This window comes from Mycobacterium sp. E2238, assembly GCF_001672665.1.
GTDB lineage: Bacteria > Actinomycetota > Actinomycetes > Mycobacteriales > Mycobacteriaceae > Mycobacterium.
In genome coordinates this window covers 1-19860 of record NZ_LZKF01000206.1, presented here as the reverse complement: position 1 = coordinate 19860, position 19860 = coordinate 1, and the positions used below count along the sequence as shown (strand labels likewise).

The window sequence follows — 19860 nt, the reverse complement described above, 5'->3', positions numbered from 1 at the left end:
GCATCAGCACATCGGCCTGCTTGGACGCCTTGTAGTTGTTCTACCTGCTGTCGTCGGACGAGTTGCTGGGTCTGCTGGGCCGGCTCGGTTACCGCTTCGCGCCCGAGCAGATTCCGGAGACCGTGGATTACTACCTCAAGCGCACTTCCCACGGTTCCAGCCTGAGCGCCGTCGTACACGCCTGGGTTCTCACCCGTGGCAACCGGCACCACGCCATGAAGTACTTCGTGCAGGTATTGGCTTCCGACATCGTCGACATCCAGGGCGGCACCACGTCGGAAGGCATACACCTGGCCGCGATGGCCGGCAGCATCGATCTGCTGCAGCGGTGTTTCACCGGACTCGAAACCCGCAACAACCGCCTGATCCTCAGCCCGCAATGGCCAGATGCACTGGGGTCCATCGAGTTTCCCTTCCTATACCGCGGCCAACGGCTGCACCTTCGGGTCAGCGGTCGGGCGGCCCAGCTGACCTCCGAGGCTGGCAACAGTGCCTCCGTCGCGGTGGAATGCCGTGGCCGGTTACAGCACCTGCTGCCCGGGCACACGGTCGAGGTCGCCTGAAGCCGGGTGACCAATGCCTGCGAACGGGGGCCGAACGGCCCTGCTCAACGGAGCCGACCGACCATAACGTGGCCAGTGACGGGCCCTCGCGCCCCGACAGTCAGTCATAGAGGAGGACTCGATGAACAATCCGCAGTCGTCGCAGCGGATCGTGGTGGGAATCGACGGCTCGGACGCCGCCATCAACGCGGCCAAATGGGCCGCCGCCGAGGCGGTGAGCCGCAACGTCCCGCTCCGGCTGATCCACGCCGTCCCGAGGCGGAACGCGGATGACGACAGCTTGGACGTCGAATACGCCCAAGCGGCGTTGCGCAACGCCGATGCGGCGCTGCAGGCCATGGGTACGCCGGTCAAGGTCGAGTGCGACATCGTGCGCGGCTCCTCGGAGGGCGCGCTGATCGACGAATCACGGGATGCCGCAATGGTGTGCGTGGGTTCGGTGGGGACCGGCTGGGTGGCCCGCAAGGTCCTCGGCTCGACCGCACAGACGTTGGTGCGCAAGGCGCACTGCCCGGTGGCCGTGATCCGCAGCAGCCGCGACGGCGCCGGGCCGGAGGACGGATACGTCGCCGTTGCCGTCGAGGAGACGGACGCCAACGACGCGGTGCTCGAGCACGGTTTCCACGAGGCACGCCTTCGTGACGCACCGATCTTGGCGATGGGCGTTTGGCGGTGGGGCCTGGGCGAGATTCCCTACCGCCAGCTGGATCAGCGCCTCGGCCCCTGGGTCTCGAAGCATAGCCAGGTGCACGTCCAGCCCGCCGCGGCGAGGCGCGGGGCCGCCGAGTTCCTTACGCGTACAAAGGAACCCGTTCAGCTCGCGGTCGTGGGCAGTGAGGACGCCGACAAGGTCGCCCGCATGGTCGGGCCGATCACCCCGCATCCCGGCGGCCACACCGGATGTTCGGTGCTCGTCGTCCGCGAATGACGGCGGCTATCCGGCCGCCCAATCCTTGGCGCGGTCGAGCTCGTCGAGTGAGAACACGGCGATCTCGCCGGGAACCAGCCACGCCACAGCGTGCAGGACGGGGGCGACCCAGTCCTTGTCTGACACCACCGCGATCCGCTTGAACGCCGAATGGTGCGGCAAGACGGTACCGAAGCCCAGCTTGAGATCCTCGAGGAAACCACCGGGCCCGAATCCCTCGTAGTCGGACGCGATGACCTCGACGATCCTGACCTCGCCGGTCTGGAGCACGTGGTCGATGTCGGGCTTGAAGTCGCGCAGCTCGTCACCGCGCAGCCGGCCCGATACGCGAATGCCGATCACCTTCTCCGGCATGTCCGGGAGCAGCTCGATCATAACGGCCTCCTTTGCGGGCGATTCTCGTCGTCAGCGGACAACCAGCACGGGCACCCGCGCCGACTGGGCGACCGCCGAACTCACCGAGCCGAGCAGCATCCCGGGGAATCCGCCGCGGCCGCGGCTGCCGACCACCACGAGTTGGGCGTGTTCGGATTCCTTCAGCAGCCATTCGGACGGCTTGTCGCAGAACAGTTTCCGCTCGACATGCACGTCGGGATAGCGTTCTTGCCAGCCGGCCAGGCGTTCGGCGAGGATCTCGTGCGCCTCCTGCTCCCGGTCATGCCAGTCCATGCCGAGGATGGGAAACACGCCCACGTCGCTCCACACGTGCAGTGCCACCAGCCCCACCCCACGGCGCGATGCTTCGTCAAAGGCCAGGGCGGTCGCCGCTTCGGACGCAGGGGACCCGTCGACGCCCAGCACCACGGGCGCGCCGGGGTTGGGGGCCGCCCCTTCGCCGGTGTGGATGACGGCGACCGGGCAATGGGCGTAGTGCACGAGTCCCGTGGTCACGGAGCCCAGCAGCAGGCGGCCCACCGCTCCCAGTCCCTGGTTTCCGGCGACGAGCACCCAGGCCTGCTTTGATGCCTCGATCAGCGCGGGGACGATGGCGGAATAGACCGTCTCGGTGTGTATTTCGGGCGATTCGGAGGCGCCCACGCTGGCGCTCAGCGTCTTGCGGGCCTGGTCGATCACGTGCTGAGCGCTGTCCTGTTGCCAGTCGGGCATCTCGGCATACAGTTGCCCCACCGGCCAGCCGACGACGATGGGCGGAACGACGAACATGAGCGTGATGGGCAGGTCGCGCATGATGGCTTCGCGCGTCCCCCAGGCGACGGCGGCGTCGGATGCGGCCGACCCGTCGACACACACCAGTACACCGTATTTCTTCGCTTCTGCGTTCATTTTCCGCTCCTCTATGCCGGCGTCTCGTCGAATTGGGGTAGCTCGATCTCGAGGTGACGAATGGCTCCGTAATCGATTGGCCTGCAAGGCCAGCCGAGATCGAAGAAGACCGTGAGCATCAGGTGGTTCTCGCCGAGGACGTCCGCGACGAACCGCCCGATTCCGTGGGCCCGAGCGATCGGGGCCAGGTGCTTCAGCAGGGCCGTGCCCACCCCCAGCGAATGGTCTTGGTGGGCAACCACGACCGCGACCTCGGCCGCGTTCGGGTCGTCGACAACGACGTAGTGGGCCACGCCGATCAGCCGATCGGCGTCGAAGGCACCGAGCGCGTACAACCCGTCCGCGGGCTCGGTCAGCTTGGCGACGAGCTCGTGCAGCGGTGCGAGCTGCAGCGTGAAGAAACGAAAGTACCGGTCGTGGTCGGAGAGGTGTCGATGCAGCGCCGAAACGGCCTCGGCGTCGGCGACGGTCAAGGGACGCAACGACACCAGGCGTCCGTCGAGCAGCCGAGCAGTCGCGGTGGCGTCCACCGATCGATTACTCACACTGCCCGACGATATTCGGCGGCGGCGCGGCAGGGCAGGGCCGTTAGACCCCATGGCCCCTCCCATTGGTCCCGTTCGGGGCGACCGCTATTGATCGACGAGCGGGGCGACCCAGTGCACCCGGGTACCACCCTCCGGGGGGCCGGTGATCTCGCAGGCCCCGCCCAGTTGCTCGGCGCGCCGCTTCATGTTGGCCAAGCCGCTGCGCCGCGTGTTGCCGTCGGGTATGCCGGAGCCATTGTCGACGATGTCGAGGACGAACATGTCGGCGACGCTGATCTCGACGGTCAGCCGCGATGCCCCCGAATGACGCAGCGCATTGCTGACGGCCTCCGTGCTCACAGCCTCGGCGTGGTCGGCAAGCTCGCCGCCGACGGCGGTCATCGGCCCGTGCATGCGCACGGTGGTCACGATGTCCCGATTTTCGGTCAGGTCGGCGACCACCTGTTGGATGCGTTGCCGGAAATCGTTCTTTCCCGGCGGGGATTTCAGCTGGAAGATCGTCGTGCGGATCTCCTCGATGATGGTTTGCAGATCGTCCAGCGTGCGGTTGAGCCGGTCGGCGACCTCCGGGGAGCGCGCCCGGGCCAGCGTTCCCTGCAAATCCATCCCGGCGGCGAAGAGCCGCTGGATGACGTGGTCGTGCAGGTCGTGGGCGATGCGTTCACGCTCGGCCAGGATGGTCAGCTGGCGCGCGTCGTCACGGGCCGACGCGAGCACGAGCGCTATCGCGGCATGAGTGGCGAAATCGCTGACCAGATCGAGGTAACTGTCGTCGAAGGGCGACTCGTGACTGCCGCGGGCGATGGCGATCACGCCGACGACTTCGTCGCGGGCGCGCAGCGGCATCAGGATGGCCGGCCGCTGCCCGACGTCGGTGAATGCCTGAATCGGGTACCGCAACGTCTCGGTGATCAGCGGTTCGCCGGACCGGAAAACGGCCCCGCTGGTGGAACCGTCCACCGGAACGCGTTGGCCGACCACCTCGTCGGCGTGCGCGCCGACCGCCGCCGAGACCACCAGCGTGTCGACCTCGTCTTCAGGCACATCGGCATCGGCGGGCACCAGGACGATCGCCTGCTCGGCATCGGTCAGGGCCCGGGCGCGTTCGGCGATCAGCTGCAGCGGGCGCCGGTGCGGCTCGGCGCTGGACAGCAGCGCGGTGGTGATCTCGCGGCTGGCCTCCATCCACTTCGCGGCCGTCCGCTCGCGTTCGAACACCTGCGCGTTGTCGATCGCGATCGCGGCGGCGAACGCCAGGGCGCGAGCCGCCATCTCGTCGGACTCGGAGAACGTCCGCTGCGGTTCGACGTGGGTGAGGTAGAGGTTGCCGAACACGGTGCCCCGAATGGTGATCGGCACCGCGAGGAAGCCGCGCATCGGGGGGTGGTGCTCGGGAAACCCGACGGCGGCCGGATGGGCGGTCAGGTCGGCCATCCGCAACGCGGGCGTGTCCATCAGCGACAAGCTGAGCAGGCCCTTGCCCACCGGCAGGTGCCCGATTTTGGCCACCGTGTCGGCATCCATCCCCTCGTGGACGAACGAGAGCAGGTTGCCGTCGGGATCGCGGATGGCCAGCGCACCGTAGGGGGCGGAGGTCAACCGCCTGGCGGCGGCGATGATCCGGTGCAGCGTGGCGTCAAGATCGAGGCCCGCGCCGATCTCGACGATGACCCGCAGCAGCTGCTCCATCTGGTCGCGGGCCGCCAGCATCTCGTCGAGTTGCTCGTGCATCCTGCTGACGAGCCCCCGCTGGCCGAGTCCGGCGAACGCGGAGCCGCTGTCGTCGCTCGTCAAACCGAAAAACCTCCAAGACACTCGAGATGCGACGCAATGTCCGAATGGCAAGATCAGCCTAATCGCAAAATGTCAAGTACCCAAGCGAATGGTTGTTATCGGTAGCGTGACGCCCCGCCTACCGGCTCAGTCCTGCGGCGCGTCCGCCGGCGTGGCGGGATGTCCCGGCCGCTGGTCCAGCTTGGACGCGAACACCGCCGCCTGGGTGCGGCGCTCCATGCCGAGTTTGGCCAGCAGCCGCGACACGTAGTTCTTCACCGTCTTCTCTGCGAGGAACATCCGGGCGGCGATCTGCCTGTTGGTCAGGCCCTCGCTGAGCAGGCCGAGCAGCGTCCGCTCCTGTTCGGTCAGCCCGGACAGCGGGTCTTCGCGCTCCGCCGCGCCGCGGAGCTTGGCCATCAGGGCGGCCGCCGCGCGATTATCCAGCAGGGATTTGCCGGCGCCCACCTCTTTGATCGCGTGCGCCAGCTCCATGCCCTTGATGTCCTTGACCACGTAGCCGCTGGCCCCGGCCAGGATCGCTTCCAGCATCGCTTCGTCGGAGGTGAACGACGTCAGCATCAGGCAGCGCAGGTCGGGGTGATCGGACACCAGGTCGCGGCACAGTTCGATGCCGTTGCCGTCGGGAAGCCGCACGTCAAGCACCGCGACGTCGGGTTGCAGCGCCGGTATCCGCGCCTTCGCCTCGGAGACGGAGCCCGCCTCACCGATGATCTCGAGCTCGGGGTCCGCCGCCAGGAGGTCCGCGAGGCCGCGCCGGACGACTTCATGGTCATCGACCAGGAAAACCTTGACCATTAAGAACCCTTCCGCCGGTCGTGGGACCTCCATATCACACATTAATCATCGTACAAATTTCACAAATGTTGCCGATTCACGATCAACAACGAACAATTCGCGTCCGCCATCACCGAACTGCCGACGGGCCCGACAAGCTCGGCAACGTGCTGACGATTGTCGGCGCCGACGATCACCAAGCCGACCGGCCCGCGGTGTCCGGCCAGATAGTCCAGCAGGCCGACGTGTATCGCCAGCGACTCGACCCGAAGCTGCGGATGGCGTCGCTTCCACCCGGACAGGCGGCGATCCAGGTCGGCGAGCGCCCGGCGATCGGCCTCGGTATCACCGTGTTGTTCGGCCCGTCCCGTCCGCCGCGAGACGACCGCCTCCAGCGCGGCACCGCGCAGCACCGCCTCTTCGATGGCAGCGCCGAGCAGGACGGAGTCCGGGGACCCGGCTATCTCGACGACCGCGTTTTCCGCGGGCGGCCCGCGATGACCGTCGCGGCCCCGGACGATCGCCACCGGGCAGCGCGCCGATACGGCCAGGGCCGCCGCGGTGGAGCCCACCCGGCCCGGTTGAAAGTGGCGCAGTCCGACGGCGCCCACGCAGACCATGGCGGCCGACGCCGACGACCGAATCAGCGATCCGACCGCGGGTCCGTGGACGACCTCCGTCTCGACCTGGACCGGCTTGCCCGCGACTTGGATCGCCGTCACCGCCTGGCGGACCGCCATCTGCGCGGCTTGTTCGCCGTCCGCGGAGTCGGTCGCGTAGAGCAGCTGTAGCGGAACGTCGCGACTGACCGCCTCATCGACCGCCCACAGCGCCGCGCGTATCGCCGCTTTGGAACCGTCGATACCGGCGACGATCGACTTGGTTCTTGCTGGCTGCGTCATCGGGCCTGCCTCAGTGGCGGACCACAAGCACTGAGCAGTCGGGGTAGCCGACGATCGGATGGCAGTTCGGGGTGGCCAGCCCTGCCATCTCCTCGGCATCGGTACTGCCCACCACCGCCAATTCAATTGCGCTACCGGGCCTTCCGCCGTATTTCGCGCCGGTCCCGGCGGCCACCGTCTGGACGTGGACGTCCGGATAACGGCGGACCCAGCTGTTCAGTCGCCGGTCGATTTGGCGCACGGTGGCGTGGCGGCGTCGCCCTTCCTCCATCGCTTGGTGCACCACCTCGTCGTTGTCGGGCTCGTCGTTGAGCACGACGGCGATCACTCCCAGCTCAATCGGCGCTCCGTCGGAAGTACGAATAATCGCGACCGGGCAGTGCGCGCGCGCCACCAAGCCTGCGGCCGTCGGACCCAACAGCCCGTCGGATGCCCAGCCGCGCCTGGCGGTGCCGACACACACCAGGGCCGCGTCCTGGGATTGATTGACCAACGCCTCCGCGGGATCTCCGGAGACGATCGCCGTCTCGATCTCGACCGGCTTCCGCTGGCTCCGGATGGCGCACTCCGCTTCGGCCAAGGCCATTTCGCCGCGTTCGACCTCCCACTCGGAACGAGGCCCCGATCCCTTGCGCGCCGGCATGACATACACCAGGCGAAGTGGCAGCTGCCGGCCAATCGCCTCGTCGATCGCCCACTTCGCGGCGTTGACCGCGGCCTGGGAGCCGTTGACGCCCACGACCACCGCCTTGGCGTCCAGCTGGCTCATCTCGGCTCCTGATCGTTCCGAATCGCTCACATTTCAGGCTATTGCGGCCGCACCCGCCCTGCAGGGGCCGTTAGGCCCCAGCCGCGAAGTCGTTCGTCCCCAGCTCCGCGGGTTCGGCGACCAGCTCGAACAACCGCTCTATGTCGGCGCGTTCACAGACCGCCGTGCCCGGTGTCATCAGCATCGCGGCACCCGCCGCGATCCCGTACCGAACCGACTTGGCGAGAGGCCATCCATGCGTGAGGCCCACCGTGATCGCGGCAACCATCGCGTCACCGGCGCCGACACCGCTCCCGCCGGGCATCGGAACCGCCGGAAACCGCTGGCTCGCATGGCGCGTCGCAAGCAGCGCGCCATAGGAGCCCAGAGAAACCACGACGACTTGTGCGCGGCCACTGTCAATCAGTTGGTGGGCGGCAGCCAATTGCTCGGACTCGGTGGCGAGCCGGCGGCCGACGCATTCTCGTAGTTCTCGCACGCTCGCCTTGAGCAGGAACACCCCGGAGGAGATGTGCTGCAGGCCGCCGCCGGAGGTGTCCAGAATGAACTTCACGCCCAACTGCCGGCAGAGGTCGGCAACCCGCTGATAGTAGTCGGCGGGAGCACCCGGTGGCAGACTTCCGCTTGCCACAACGACTTCGGCCGATTGGGCCGCCGCCCGCAATTGGTCGAGACACTGCTCCTGTTCGAGGACGGTCAGCTCCGGCCCGGGCAGGACGAACCGGTATTGCTGGCCGGTGCTGGTCTCGTTGACGGTGAAACTCTCGCGCGTTTGGGCGGCGATCGGAACCTGCCGGAACGGGACTTCCGCCTCGCTCAGCAGACTCGTGACGAGACCGCCGTGCGAGCCGCCCGCGGGAAACACCGCCAGCACCGAGCTGCCAAGGACCTTCGCGATCCGGGCGACGTTGATGCCGCCACCGCCCGGGTCGTAACGCGTCGCAGAGCAGCGCAGTTTGTCGGTCGGCCGCACGACGCCGACGCTCGTCGTGATGTCCAGCGCGGGGTTCATCGTCAACGTGACGATCCGCGTTCGGCGAACCGGGTCCGAGGGCATCTCCATCTTGGCTGGCTCCGTGGGTGTTAGAGGCCGCTCGGATACGTTTCCGGTGTTTCGCCCGCGATCCAGAGGCTGGTGACCTCGAGGGGTTCGAGCGCCCGGGTCCGGTCGATGTGGATCATCGCGTCGAACTGATCGGCGGGGCGGACGTGGAAGTAATGGCTCTGCCGCTCAGTCTCGGGGCGGTAGATCACCCCGATGGCACGCCCCAACCGGACCGCGCCCAGCGGTTCGGCGGCCCCCGGGCTGATGTGGGCCGACACCAGGAACTCGCCCCTGCGCGTCTCGTGCAGGAGTTCTTCGATGCTTCCGTTGAGCGCCGGGCGCACGACCTTACGTTCGGCGATGCCGCCCCAGTCGCTGGCGGCGGTGACCGTGCCCGTGTAGGTGCTGAAGCCGATCAGACGCGCCTCGTCGCCGTGCCGCTGGCGGACCAATTGGCCCAGTGTGAGTTGCCCATCGGCCCAGACTTCGGTGGCGCGGGCGTCCCCGACGTGAGAGTTGTGGGCCCACACCACGATTCGCGCCGACGGGATATCTTGGTGGCGGTCCAGATGTTTCAGCAGCGCCTCGAGCGTCTGCGCCATGTGTTTGTCGCGCAGGTTCCACGAAGTGACTCGCCCGCTGAACATCGCCCGGTAGTACACCTCCGCGTTGTGCACCGTCTGGGCGTTCTGGTGCGCGTAGAACAATTCGTCCTCGGCGAGCAGACCGTCCCTGCGCGCGTAGGCCAGTTCGTTGCGCTGAATGTCGACCAGTTGATCGATGGCTTCCTGTTCACACGACGGGCCGGCGCCGAAGGCCGCCGAGAAGCCGTACGCCTGGCCGTCGTCCGCCGAGGCGTGGTCGAAGCAGGCATAACGTTCGCGTGCCCGCGCCGCCGCCTTCGGGTCGACCTTGTCGAGGTAGCCGATCACTTCCTGCATCGAGCGGTGCAGGCTGTAGAGATCCAGCCCGTAGAAGCCGGCCTGCCGCTGCCCGTTGTTCTCGTGCATCCGGTTTCGGGTGCGCAGCCACTCGACGAAGTCACGCACGACGGTGTTGCGCCACATCCATGCGGGGAACCGCTCGAAGCCGCTCAACGCCTCGTCGGCGCTGGTGTCGTCGCCGATGCCGCGAACGTAGCGATTCACCCGGTAAGCATCCGGCCAGTCCGCCTCCGCCGCGACGGCGCAGAAGCCCTTCTCCTCGATCAACCACTTGGTGATCTCCGCGCGGGCCTCGTAGAACTCGTGTGTGCCGTGCGAGCTTTCGCCGATCAGCACGATGCGCGCATCGCCGATCAACTCCTCCAGCGCGTCACGCGGCGGAACGCCGGCCGGCGCGTCGATTGCCACCCGGGCGATCACCTCGGCCGGGGTCCGCGCCGCGGCCCTCGCCGGAGTGCCGGTCGTCGGCGTCGCGAGGAGCCGACGGACCTCTTCGTCGGTGACTTGCCGGAAATCCCAGAACGATTCCCCGACCGCGAGAAACGGAGTCGGCATGCTCGCGCATACGACATCGTCGACCTGACCGGCGAATTCCCGGCAGGTGGATTCCGGGGCCGCCGGCACGGCGATGACGATGTGTGCGGGCTCGGCCTCGCGGAGCGCCTGCACCGCCGCGGACATGCTTGCGCCGGTGGCCAATCCGTCATCGACCAGGATCACCGTCTTGCCGGCCACGTTTACCGGCGGACGCCCGTCGCGATAGGCGGCCTCGCGCCGAATCAATTCCCGGCCTTCCCGCTCGGCGACGGCGCGCAACTCCTGCGGGGTGATACGCAGGCCGCGCACGACGTCGTCGTTCACCACGACGCGGCCTCCGCTCGCCAACGCCCCCACGGCGAACTCCTCATGGCCGGGGGCGCCGAGCTTGCGCACGATGAAGGCATCCAGCGGGGCATGCAGCGCCGCCGCCACCTCCCATGCGACGGGTATACCGCCGCGCGCCAGGCCCAGCACGATCACGTCGTGCCGATCGCGGTAGGCACCGAGGAGGTTCGCCAGCACGCGGCCGGCCTCGGCGCGATCACGGAACACCCGCCGTGGCGAGCGTCGGGTGGCGTCAGCTGCTCTGGTCATCACGCACCGCGCCTGTAGTCATGGCAATCTCCTCGATCCCTCGACGAATTCATCCGACCAGCCCGCCGTAAATCGGCGGTAGGGCACGAAGTCCCAGCCTTGCGGGTCGTTCGTCGGCTCAGCTTCTGCGGCGCAGTTCGCCGATATAGGCCATGACCCGGTTGAGGATCAGGCCGTAGGCGTCGCCGTCGTCCACCAGCCGGGGCAATCCACGGTGGCGGAGAAAGCCGTCGAGGCGCTGGTCCAGGCTCCAGTCGAGATAGGCGTCGCCGGCATAGGGCGAGTGCAGGAACTCGAACGCGAGCTCATCGACGTCGGCATCGGTCATCGACGGGGATCCCTCGGTGGTAGGTGGCATTTGCGTCCTACCCGCTCCGAGCGTGATCCCTGATGGCCGCCTGCACCGCGGCGAAGCGTGCCCGTGCCCGCTCGTCGGCGGCCTGCTGTTCGGCGGCCGTCACGACAATCGCGTCCGGACCGGGGAACACGGTCGCCTCCTCGCCGGTGGCCAGCCACCGGACCCGGTACGGCGGTTGACCATTCGGTGAACTCACCGAGGTGATCAACCCACGCAGATCCGGTCGTCCGACTGTGCCGCTCTTGATAACGAGCCAGTCACCTGGATCGGCAAGCACTACCATCTCCCTTCGAAAATATTGCAGTGCAACATAACTCGGGCCATTAGCGCATCTCCAAGACCTCGCGAACCGGCCGGCGCGGCGTCGGCTCGGGAGCGCCCTTACCCGAGAAGGCGGTGCCGACCCGGATCAGAACTTGGGGAACCGCTTCGGACTCGGGAATGAGCTCCCCGATCTTGTCGCGACTGGCCTGCAGCTCCGTCACGTGTGTCACGGTGCAGGTCGCCAGCCCGGCCATGGTGCACTCCAGCAGAACCGCCGAGAGGGCCTGGCCGCACCGCAAGGCGTCCGCGCGGGTGTCCCCCGGCGTGGACAGGACAACGATCTTTGCTTGATCGCGGAGGCTGGCGGAGCTCCCCCGGGCGTGCCCGTCGGCGGGGAATCGACGGTTCACGCCGTCGGCGCGGGGCTGCGCCTCGTTGACCAGGGCGGCCTGCGGTATGCCATCGTCGTGCCTGCCAGGCGCTGTCCACCAACGCAATTCGTGGTGGTAGAGGTCGTCGTAGCGGCGCAGCGCCTCATTGAGGTGCGCGGCCTCCACCAGCCGCGGCAGCGCGTCGTCGGCCAGTACGTCGAGGGTGGCCAGCTCGGGATTGAAGGCGCTCCGCACCACCGGCTCGAAGGATGCCCACTCCTTTGGGGCGCCGAAGGGGCGCCGGTCGGTCCTGCGGCGCAGGATCGCCGCCGCGCGGTCTCGCCGGGCCACGGCGACGTAGTCGCCCGAGACGAAGTCGATGGCGGCCAGGTGGTCGGGGTTGTTGGGATTGGGAAACTCGTCGACGCCGGCGACCCACCCTTCGGCGGCCATCGCGACGCGGAAGTGATCGAGCACCGCGCCGCAGCTGATGATCGACTCGCGTCCCGAGCTGTCGGCCGAGGACACCATGCGGTGCGGGTCGGCGAAGAGATCGACGGTCGGGCCGCCGGCAACCCATCGCCATGGCTGGCTGTTGTGCAGCGAGGGGGCACGGCAGGCGAGCTCGACCGCCCGGGTGAGCACTTTCCTGTCGACCATCGTCTGGGTCATTGTCGTTCGCCTCTCCTGTGTTACTTGGACCCTCGGGCATGTGGGCAGCGCACGCCAGGGTCCTTGGTCCCCAGCGTCACGTCATTGGACCCGGGGTCGACTGATGACCTTTGTCTCTATTGCGGCGTCACCGCGCGGCAAACGATGTAGACGACCACCCCGACCGAGGACCCTTGATGGACGTCATCCACAAAACATCCCGTGACCATCGCGTTCGGCCCAACCTCACCGACTACGAGCACGAGCGCGCCGAGTTCCACTGGTCCGACGTGCCGGACCTCTGCGCAGGCATGGGGCCAGGCCTGTGCAACATCGCCTATGCCGCCCTCGACCGTCACACCACCGGGCCGGCCGCCACGCGCACGGCGTTGCGGTTCGTCGTCGATCGCCCCTGGGACGGCGTGCTCGCCACCCGCGACCTCAGTTACGCCGAGCTCGGCCGACTCTCCAGGAAATTCTCCAGCGCGCTGCGCGCGTTGGGCGTCAACCGGGGCCACCGGGTCTTCATCGTCATGGCCCGTGGCCCCGAGCTCTACATCGCGATGCTGGGCGCGCTGCGCAACGGCAGCGTCGTCTCGCCGTTGTTCTCGGCCTTCGGGCCCGAGCCCATAGCAACCCGGGTCAACCTCGGGCACGCCGACGTTCTGGTGACCACGAGGGCGATCTACCAGCGCAAGATCGCCAAGATCCGTGATCGACTGCCGTCGGTGCGGCACGTCTTCGTCGTCGACGACGGGCAGGCCGACGGCCCGCCTCCGGGGACCCTCGACTTCTGGCAATGGGTCAACTCGGCCGATGAGAACCTGCCGGTCGAGCCCACCACCGCCGACGACCCGGCCTTACTGCACTTCACCAGCGGGACCACGGGTACGCCCAAGGGCGCCATCCACGTGCACGGCGCCGTCACGATGCACTACGTCACCGGCCTGTACGCGCTCGATCTTCACGCCGACGACACCTATTGGTGCACGGCCGATCCCGGCTGGGTGACGGGAACGTCCTACGGCATCATCAGCCCGCTGCTGCACGGCGTGACCTCCATCGTCGACGAAGCGGAATTCGACGCCGAACGCTGGTATCGCATCCTGCAGGACCAGGGAGTGTCGGTGTGGTACACGGCGCCGACCGCCATCCGGATGCTCATCAAGGCGGGATCAGAACTGCCCGCGCAATACCACTTTCCGCGGCTGCGTTTCATCGCCAGCGTGGGCGAACCGCTCAATCCCGAAGCCGTGTGGTGGGGAAAGCGGGTGCTGGGCTTGCCGATTCACGACAACTGGTGGCAGACCGAGACGGGCGGCATCATGATCGCCAATACGCCCGCGTTCGACATCAAGCCCGGCTCGATGGGCCGCCCGCTGCCCGGGGTGGACGCTTTCATCGTCCGCAGCAACGACGCCGGCACCGTCGAGGTGATCGACGAACCCGGCGTCGAGGGTGAGCTCGCGCTCAAACCCGGCTGGCCGTCGATGTTCCGCGGGTACCTGAACGCCGAGGAGCGCTACCGGAGCTGCTTCGCGGCCGGCCTCTACCTGACCGGGGATCTCGCGACGAAAGACGCCGACGGCTACTTCTGGTTCGTCGGGCGCAAGGACGACGTGATCAAGTCCGCGGGGCATCTGATCGGGCCGTTCGAGGTCGAGAGCGCGTTGACCGATCACCCGGCGGTGGCCGAGGCGGGCGTCATCGGCATACCCGATCCGACGGTCGGTGAGATGGTCAAGGCCTTCGTCACCCTGAAGGACGGTGTCGTCGCCGACGAAGACCTGCGGCTGGAACTGCTGGGCCACGCGCGCAAGCGGCTCGGGGCCACGGTGGCGCCCAAGGAGATCGAGTTCGTCGACTCCTTGCCGCACACCAGCAGCGGCAAGATCATGCGGCGCCTGCTCAAGGCCCGCGAATTGGGGCTGCCTGAGGGCGACACCTCCACCATCGAGCAGCACCCGGTCCACCAATCCGAGGGAGTGCCGTCGTGACCGATACGAAGCTGGCCCATGAGCTGTTGTCCGACATGATTCGGGTCCGGCGCATGGAGGAGAAATGCGCCGAGCTCTACAGCGCGGCCAAGATTCGCGGATTCCTCCATCTCTACGTCGGCGAGGAAGCCGTGGCCGCCGGATCGCTGCGCGCGCTGGCCGACGAGGACGCGGTGGTCGCGACCTACCGCGAGCACGCGCACGCCCTGCTGCGGGGCATACCGATGACCTCGATCATGGCCGAGATGTTCGGCAAGCAGGAGGGCTGCTCGCGCGGCCGCGGCGGTTCGATGCACTTGTTCGACGGGACCAAGCGGTTCTACGGAGGCAACGCGATCGTGGCCGGCGGCCTGCCGCTGGCGGTGGGCATCGCACTGGCCGACGCCATGCTGAAGCAAAAGCGCGTGACCGCCTGCTACTTCGGTGACGGCGCGGTGGCCGAAGGCGCCTTCCACGAGTCGTTGAACATGGCGGCCCTGTGGAACCTGCCGGTGCTGTTCTGTTGCGAGAACAACCTTTACGCGATGGGCACCGCGCTGGATCGGGCGCAGTCGCAGACCGATCTGACCGCCAAGGCGGCGGCCTACCGCGTGCCGACGCTGGCCGTCGACGGCATGGATGTCGAAGCGTGCCACACGGCCGCGCAGCAGGGGGTCGATCACGTCCGCGACACCGGCGGCCCGTTCTTCATCGAATTCCGCACCTACCGATTCCGTGCGCACTCGATGTTCGATCCCGAATTGTACCGGGACAAAGGCGAAGTCGAACGATGGCGGGAGCGTGACCCCATCCAGGCGTTCACCGAGAAATGTGTGGGCGACGGCACACTGTCCGAGGCCGACGTGCGTGAGATCGAAGACGCGGCCGCCACCGAGATCGAGGACGCGGTGGCCTATGCCGAGGCCGGAACCTGGGAGGACGTGGCGGATCTCGAACGCGACGTGCTGACTGAAGAGCCGGCGCGATGAAGACCAGCTATCGCACCGCCGTGCACGACGCCCTGCGCGATGCCCTGCGCGACGATCCGCGGGTCTTGCTGATGGGCGAGGACGTCGCGCGTTACGGGGGAACGTACGCCGCCTCCAAGGGCCTGCTGGACGAATTCGGCCCCGACCGCGTGCGGGACACACCGCTGTCGGAACTGGGCTTCGTCGGGATCGGAATCGGCGCGGCGCTGGGCGGTTTACGTCCGATCGTGGAGGTCATGACGGTCAACTTCAGCCTGCTGGCTCTCGACCAGATCGTCAATACCGCTGCGGCGCTTCGCCATATGTCCGGCGGGCAGTTCTCGGTACCCGTAGTCGTCCGGATGGCGACGGGTGCAGGCCGCCAGCTCGCCGCGCAGCATTCGCACAGCCTGGAGCCGTGGTACGCCCACATCCCCGGCATCAAGGTGGTGGCTCCTGCCACGGTCGAGGACGCGTACGGGATGCTCGGCCCCGCTCTGGCGGACCCGGACCCGGTGGTGATCTTCGAACACGTTCAGCTCTACAACACCTCAACGGATGTCGACGTCCTCTCTCCGACGGACATCTCGCGGGCGGCGGTCCGCCGCAGCGGCAACGACGTCACCCTGATCACCTACGGGGGCAGCCTGCCGAAGACGCTCGACGCCGCCAATGAGCTTTCGCTGTCCGGAATCGACTGCGAAGTAATCGATCTGCGCGTCCTGCGCCCACTAGACGACGACACCATCCTCGAATCCGTCCGCAAGACGCATCGGGCGGTGGTGGTCGACGAGGCGTGGCGCACCGGCAGCCTGGCCGCGGAAGTGATCGCGCGCGTGATGGAGGGCGCCTTCTACGACCTCGATGCCCCGGTGGGCCGGGTGTGCAGCGCCGAAGTTCCCATGCCCTACGCCAAGCACATGGAAGAGGCCGCCCTCCCCCAGACCCCCAAGATCGTCGCCGCCGTGCAGAGCCTGTTCGGGGACCCGTCGTGATCGAGTTCAAGATGCCCTCGCTCGGCTCCGACATGGATGAAGGCACCCTGAACGAGTGGCTGGTCAAGCCCGGGGACAAGGTGACCCGCGGCCAGGTCGTCGCGATCGTCGAGACCACCAAGGCCGCCGTCGAGGTCGAATGCTGGCAGGAGGGCATCGTCAGCGAGCTCGTCGTGCCCATCGGTGAAACCGTCCAGGTGGGAACGACATTGGCCACGCTGACGGCACCCGGTGAGCAGGCGGAGACGCCACCCACGCCACGTCCGTCGCCGGAGGTGGCGACCACCGCGCCGCCGACGCCGGTGACCGCGCCGGTGACCGCGCCGCCGACCGCGCCCGTCCCCAGCGCTCCCCCGGCCGCCCCCGCGCACCGGCGGTGGGTGTCACCGGCCGCGCGGCGGTTGGCCCAGTCGCTGCGCGTCGATATCGACGCGGTGAGCGGCACCGGACCCCAGGGCGCCGTCACCATCAACGACGTCGAGCACGCGGCGGCCGCCAAGCCGGTCGAGGTCAAGCCGGTCGCGCAACCGGCAACCAAGCCGACGGCGGCCGACCGCGCGACCCAGATGCGCAAGTCGATCGCGGCGGCGATGAGCCGGTCCAAGCGCGAGATCCCGCACTACTACCTCGCCGAAGAGATCATGTTGGAAAAGGCGCTGTCCTGGCTGACGACGAGAAATGCGCAGCGATCCATCGACGAACGGGTGCTGCCGGCCGTCTTGCTCCTGAAGGCCGTCGGCGTCGCCGCCCAGCGGTTCACCGAGTTCAACGGATTCTGGCGGGAGGACGGGTTCGAGCCCGCCAACGGCGTTCACGTCGGTGTCGGGATATCGCTGCGCGGCGGCGGCCTCGTCGCGCCCGCCATCCACGACGTTCCGGAGAAGAAGCTGGACGAATTGATGGACGATCTCACCGATCTGGTGGCGCGGGCACGGTCCTTCTCGCTACGGAGTTCGGAGATGTCGGACCCGACCATCACGCTCACCAACCTCGGTGACCAGGGCGTCGACTCGGTCTTTGGCGTCATCTACCCGCCGCAGGTCGCGATCGTGGGCTTCGGCCAACCGGCCGAGCGGGTCTGCGTGATCGACGGCGGGATCCGGGTCGTCACAACGGTTCAGGCCACGCTCGCCGCCGACCACCGCGCCAGCGACGGTCACCGGGGCGCCCTGTTCCTCGCCGCGATCAACGAGCTGCTCCAGCAGCCCGACCTACTAGAGAAGTGATGCGCAATGACCAATGAAGACACCCGCGCCGGCGTGCTGTCGGTGCTGACCAGCATCGCCCCCGAAGTCGAACCCGACGACATTCGCGACGACGCCCTGCTCCGCGACCAGGTCGACCTGGATTCCATGGACTGGCTGAGCTTCCTGCGTGGGATCCACAAGAGATTCCATGTCGACATCCCGGAATCGGACTACGCGACGTTGCGGACGTTGGCCGACGTCGTCGGCTACGTGGAGACCAACGCGTCCAAAGTCTGAGCCGCACGCCACTTTTCGGGGAGCACTAACAGGGGGTGGGCATGAAAGCCACGAGGCCGGACATCGGCGTGCTCGAACGGGCGGTGCTGCTCGCCTGCCGCGCCCCGTCCGTACACAACAGCCAGCCCTGGCGCTGGGTGGCCGAGGACGGCGTCCTGCGCCTGTTTGTCGACCGGCAGCGGGCGATAGCGGCCACCGACCATTCCGGCCGCCAAGTGATCTTGTCCTGCGGCGCCATCCTGAACCACCTTTGCGTCGCCATGACCGCCGCGGGCTGGGAACCGATGGTCGACCGGTTTCCCGACCCGGATGACCCCCACCAGCTGGCCTCGGTCACCTTCAGCCCGCGAACGCAGGTCACCGAGGCCGAGCACCGCCGCGCCGAAGCGATCCTGCAGCGCCGCACCGACCGGCTTCCCTTGGGGCGACCCACCTATTGGGACCTGTTCGAACCCGCACTGCGTGACACGTTCGACGACACCGAGGTCGCCCTGAACGTACTCCCCGACGATGTGCGACCACTCCTGGTGGAGGCTTCGCAACTGACCGAGGAGCTCCGCCGCGACGATTCCTACTATCACGCCGAACTCGACTGGTGGACTTCGTCATTCGCACTGGCCGAGGGGATGCCGCCGACCGCGCTGGCCTCCGACAAGGAGAGCTGGCGGGTCGACGTGGCCCGCAGCTTTCCGACCAGGAGCCATGCCGACCGGCGCGGCGAGGTCAAAGTCGATTGGGCGAAGATCCTCGTGTTGTCGACACCCGGGGACACCAGGTCGGACGTGCTGCGGTGCGGCGAGGTGCTCTCGACCGTGCTGCTCGAGTGCACTGTCGCCGGTATGGCGACCTGCCCGCTCACCCATCTGATCGAACTGGACGAAAGCCGTGACATCGTGCGCGAACTCATCGGCCTGCGCGGCGAGCCGCAAGTGTTGATTCGCGTGGGGATCGCGCCGCCGCTGGAGCACCTCCCGGCGGCGACACCGCGCCGCCCGCTGGGCGATGTCCTCGAGGTCCGCTAGCCAGTGCGCTGGGCGACGGTATGGGCAAGTGGGGAAAGAACTTTGGTCCCGGACCTGCGGGACTTTCGGCCGGCGCTGGCGTCCGCCGCCGGCAATACCATCGAGAGTGTAGTGCCGTCGACGAAGAGGACAACTGATGTCGCTGATCGATAATGGGGTTTCGATCCTGTCGGTGAACGAATGCTGGGAACTGCTGGCCGGTGTGACGCTGGGGCGCTTGGTGACCAGCGTTGGTAACCAGCCCGAGATCTTCCCGGTCAATTACGTCGTGCAGCGAAATACGGTGCTGTTTCGTACCGCGGAGGGCACCAAGTTGGTCAGCACGGCGATCAACAACCGGGTGCTGTTCGAGGTCGACGACCACAACGTCGCCGAGGGCTGGAGCGTGATCATCAAGGGCACCGCGCGCTCCTGCCGCAGCAACGAGGAAATCGAGGAAGCCGAGCGCGCGCAGGTACTGCCCTGGACGGCCACGGAGAAGTCACACTTCGTGCGGATCGTTCCCGAGTCGGTCACGGGGCGCCGGTTCCGTTTCGGTGTGCCGGTGGAGTGATCCCCGCCGCTAGCCCCGTCTCATGCGGCGCGGGCGCGGAACGAATTCCAGCGACAGCAAGACCAGCAGTGCGGCCGGAATGTGGTGGGCGCACAACACCACGTAGCGCCGCTCGGACAGCGCGTGGAACTTGCGGAGGTAGCGGTACAGGGACTCGAGCCGGATCAGCGGGTCCAGCAAGTGGATCAGCCGCAGCGCGATCCGCTGCAGCGGCCCCGGTTGGGCGGCCTCGAAGATCTCCGGGAACGCCGCGAATGCGAGCGAAAGGCGCTGTCCGCCGGTGGCACTCGCGTGAGCGATCATGTCGACGCTGAGCCGCTCGTCGACGCCGTTGGGGGCGTCCGGGCGGCGGAACGGCACGTCGAGGCTGACTTCCGATCCCCCGCCGGCGCTCAGGTATCGGTGAAACGCGACGGCCCGGCCGCGCCCGTCCCGCGCGATGGCCAACCGCACACCGGGAAAGCGGCCTTGCAACGCGCCGTCGAGGTTCATGCAGAAGCCGCGATCGGTGCGCGCCGCGCGGTGAGCGG

21 protein-coding genes and 1 pseudogene are annotated in these 19860 nt (G+C 67.7%); 9 read left to right on the top strand and 13 right to left on the bottom strand.

The annotated features are described in order from the left end of the window. Positions 1–35: 35 nt before the first annotated feature. Together A5711_RS18755 and A5711_RS18750 are read left to right on the top strand one after the other, a co-directional pair. Positions 36–563: pseudogene (locus tag A5711_RS18755) on the top strand (glycosyl hydrolase family 65 protein); the annotation flags it as partial. Between the two features lie 121 nt (positions 564–684). Beyond that, entirely contained in the window at positions 685–1491 is an 807-nt protein-coding gene (locus tag A5711_RS18750; protein WP_067949109.1) for a universal stress protein, read from the top strand. Positions 1492–1497: 6 nt separating this feature from the next. Here A5711_RS18750 and A5711_RS18745 read toward each other — a convergent pair whose 3' ends face one another. The 12 genes from A5711_RS18745 to A5711_RS18690 form a co-directional block, all read right to left on the bottom strand. Then, entirely contained in the window at positions 1498–1866 is a 369-nt protein-coding gene (locus tag A5711_RS18745) for an STAS/SEC14 domain-containing protein (protein WP_067949106.1), read from the bottom strand. A 30-nt stretch (positions 1867–1896) separates the two neighbouring features. Next, a complete protein-coding gene (locus A5711_RS18740; protein ID WP_067949104.1) occupies positions 1897–2775 on the bottom strand; it encodes a universal stress protein in 879 nt (292 codons plus the stop codon). An 11-nt stretch (positions 2776–2786) separates the two neighbouring features. Next, a complete protein-coding gene (locus tag A5711_RS18735) occupies positions 2787–3320 on the bottom strand; it encodes a GNAT family N-acetyltransferase (protein WP_197520224.1) in 534 nt (177 codons plus the stop codon). Positions 3321–3407: 87 nt separating this feature from the next. Beyond that, complete coding sequence (locus A5711_RS18730; RefSeq protein ID WP_197501021.1) at positions 3408–5054, bottom strand: GAF domain-containing protein; 1647 nt, start codon at positions 5052–5054, stop codon at positions 3408–3410. A 189-nt stretch (positions 5055–5243) separates the two neighbouring features. Beyond that, a complete protein-coding gene (locus A5711_RS18725) occupies positions 5244–5915 on the bottom strand; it encodes a response regulator transcription factor (RefSeq protein ID WP_067949100.1) in 672 nt (223 codons plus the stop codon). Between the two features lie 59 nt (positions 5916–5974). Further along, positions 5975–6796 (bottom strand): universal stress protein, encoded by an 822-nt coding sequence (locus A5711_RS18720; protein WP_067949098.1) that lies wholly within the window; start codon positions 6794–6796, stop codon positions 5975–5977. 10 nt (positions 6797–6806) lie between these two features. Continuing rightward, entirely contained in the window at positions 6807–7565 is a 759-nt protein-coding gene (locus A5711_RS18715) for a universal stress protein (RefSeq protein WP_067949096.1), read from the bottom strand. Between the two features lie 70 nt (positions 7566–7635). Beyond that, entirely contained in the window at positions 7636–8628 is a 993-nt protein-coding gene (locus tag A5711_RS18710) for a 1-phosphofructokinase family hexose kinase (protein ID WP_067949094.1), read from the bottom strand. 20 nt (positions 8629–8648) lie between these two features. After that, positions 8649–10688, bottom strand: coding sequence for an erythromycin esterase family protein (locus A5711_RS18705; protein WP_067949092.1), 2040 nt, complete (start codon positions 10686–10688; stop codon positions 8649–8651). Positions 10689–10806: 118 nt separating this feature from the next. Next, a complete protein-coding gene (locus tag A5711_RS18700) occupies positions 10807–11016 on the bottom strand; it encodes a hypothetical protein (RefSeq protein ID WP_231972082.1) in 210 nt (69 codons plus the stop codon). Positions 11017–11053: 37 nt separating this feature from the next. Beyond that, entirely contained in the window at positions 11054–11329 is a 276-nt protein-coding gene (locus A5711_RS18695; RefSeq protein WP_156744992.1) for a DUF1918 domain-containing protein, read from the bottom strand. A gap of 40 nt (positions 11330–11369) precedes the next feature. Then, entirely contained in the window at positions 11370–12353 is a 984-nt protein-coding gene (locus A5711_RS18690) for an NAD(P)H nitroreductase (RefSeq protein ID WP_067949088.1), read from the bottom strand. 176 nt (positions 12354–12529) lie between these two features. On the opposite strand from A5711_RS18690, the gene acsA reads away from it, so the two are divergent. From acsA to A5711_RS18655, 7 genes are all read left to right on the top strand, one after another. After that, positions 12530–14329 (top strand): acetate--CoA ligase, encoded by a 1800-nt coding sequence (gene acsA, locus A5711_RS18685; protein ID WP_067949087.1) that lies wholly within the window; start codon positions 12530–12532, stop codon positions 14327–14329. Continuing rightward, positions 14326–15297 (top strand): pyruvate dehydrogenase (acetyl-transferring) E1 component subunit alpha, encoded by a 972-nt coding sequence (pdhA, locus tag A5711_RS18680; protein WP_067949085.1) that lies wholly within the window; start codon positions 14326–14328, stop codon positions 15295–15297. Before acsA ends, pdhA begins: the two co-directional genes overlap by 4 nt. Beyond that, positions 15294–16271, top strand: coding sequence for an alpha-ketoacid dehydrogenase subunit beta (locus A5711_RS18675; RefSeq protein ID WP_067949083.1), 978 nt, complete (start codon positions 15294–15296; stop codon positions 16269–16271). Before pdhA ends, A5711_RS18675 begins: the two co-directional genes overlap by 4 nt. After that, entirely contained in the window at positions 16268–17497 is a 1230-nt protein-coding gene (locus A5711_RS18670; RefSeq protein ID WP_067949081.1) for a dihydrolipoamide acetyltransferase family protein, read from the top strand. The genes A5711_RS18675 and A5711_RS18670 overlap by 4 nt, the downstream gene beginning before the upstream one ends. A gap of 6 nt (positions 17498–17503) precedes the next feature. Beyond that, complete coding sequence (locus tag A5711_RS18665) at positions 17504–17755, top strand: acyl carrier protein (RefSeq protein ID WP_067949079.1); 252 nt, start codon at positions 17504–17506, stop codon at positions 17753–17755. A gap of 41 nt (positions 17756–17796) precedes the next feature. Continuing rightward, positions 17797–18777 (top strand): nitroreductase family protein, encoded by a 981-nt coding sequence (locus A5711_RS18660; protein ID WP_156744991.1) that lies wholly within the window; start codon positions 17797–17799, stop codon positions 18775–18777. A gap of 136 nt (positions 18778–18913) precedes the next feature. Continuing rightward, a complete protein-coding gene (locus A5711_RS18655; RefSeq protein WP_067949077.1) occupies positions 18914–19330 on the top strand; it encodes a pyridoxamine 5'-phosphate oxidase family protein in 417 nt (138 codons plus the stop codon). Between the two features lie 9 nt (positions 19331–19339). Here A5711_RS18655 and A5711_RS18650 read toward each other — a convergent pair. Continuing rightward, a partial coding sequence (locus tag A5711_RS18650) for a phosphatidylglycerol lysyltransferase domain-containing protein (protein WP_156744990.1) occupies positions 19340–19860 on the bottom strand: 521 nt, incomplete at its 5' end.

Excerpts from the sequence above, each read along its gene's own strand:
- A5711_RS18700 (WP_231972082.1), bottom strand. The coding sequence starts at position 11,016 with ATGACCGATGCCGACGTCGATGAGCTCGCGTTCGAGTTCCTGCACTCG.
- A5711_RS18660 (WP_156744991.1), top strand. The coding sequence starts at position 17,797 with ATGAAAGCCACGAGGCCGGACATCGGCGTGCTCGAACGGGCGGTGCTG.
- A5711_RS18720 (WP_067949098.1), bottom strand. The coding sequence starts at position 6,796 with ATGACGCAGCCAGCAAGAACCAAGTCGATCGTCGCCGGTATCGACGGT.
- A5711_RS18675 (WP_067949083.1), top strand. The coding sequence starts at position 15,294 with ATGAAGACCAGCTATCGCACCGCCGTGCACGACGCCCTGCGCGATGCC.
- A5711_RS18745 (WP_067949106.1), bottom strand. The coding sequence starts at position 1,866 with ATGATCGAGCTGCTCCCGGACATGCCGGAGAAGGTGATCGGCATTCGC.
- A5711_RS18665 (WP_067949079.1), top strand. The coding sequence starts at position 17,504 with ATGACCAATGAAGACACCCGCGCCGGCGTGCTGTCGGTGCTGACCAGC.
- A5711_RS18740 (WP_067949104.1), bottom strand. The coding sequence starts at position 2,775 with ATGAACGCAGAAGCGAAGAAATACGGTGTACTGGTGTGTGTCGACGGG.
- A5711_RS18750 (WP_067949109.1), top strand. The coding sequence starts at position 685 with ATGAACAATCCGCAGTCGTCGCAGCGGATCGTGGTGGGAATCGACGGC.
- A5711_RS18690 (WP_067949088.1), bottom strand. The coding sequence starts at position 12,353 with ATGACCCAGACGATGGTCGACAGGAAAGTGCTCACCCGGGCGGTCGAG.
- A5711_RS18730 (WP_197501021.1), bottom strand. The coding sequence starts at position 5,054 with ATGCACGAGCAACTCGACGAGATGCTGGCGGCCCGCGACCAGATGGAG.
- A5711_RS18695 (WP_156744992.1), bottom strand. The coding sequence starts at position 11,329 with ATGGTAGTGCTTGCCGATCCAGGTGACTGGCTCGTTATCAAGAGCGGC.
- acsA (WP_067949087.1), top strand. The coding sequence starts at position 12,530 with ATGGACGTCATCCACAAAACATCCCGTGACCATCGCGTTCGGCCCAAC.
- A5711_RS18715 (WP_067949096.1), bottom strand. The coding sequence starts at position 7,565 with ATGAGCCAGCTGGACGCCAAGGCGGTGGTCGTGGGCGTCAACGGCTCC.
- A5711_RS18710 (WP_067949094.1), bottom strand. The coding sequence starts at position 8,628 with ATGGAGATGCCCTCGGACCCGGTTCGCCGAACGCGGATCGTCACGTTG.
- A5711_RS18705 (WP_067949092.1), bottom strand. The coding sequence starts at position 10,688 with ATGACCAGAGCAGCTGACGCCACCCGACGCTCGCCACGGCGGGTGTTC.
- A5711_RS18655 (WP_067949077.1), top strand. The coding sequence starts at position 18,914 with ATGTCGCTGATCGATAATGGGGTTTCGATCCTGTCGGTGAACGAATGC.
- A5711_RS18725 (WP_067949100.1), bottom strand. The coding sequence starts at position 5,915 with ATGGTCAAGGTTTTCCTGGTCGATGACCATGAAGTCGTCCGGCGCGGC.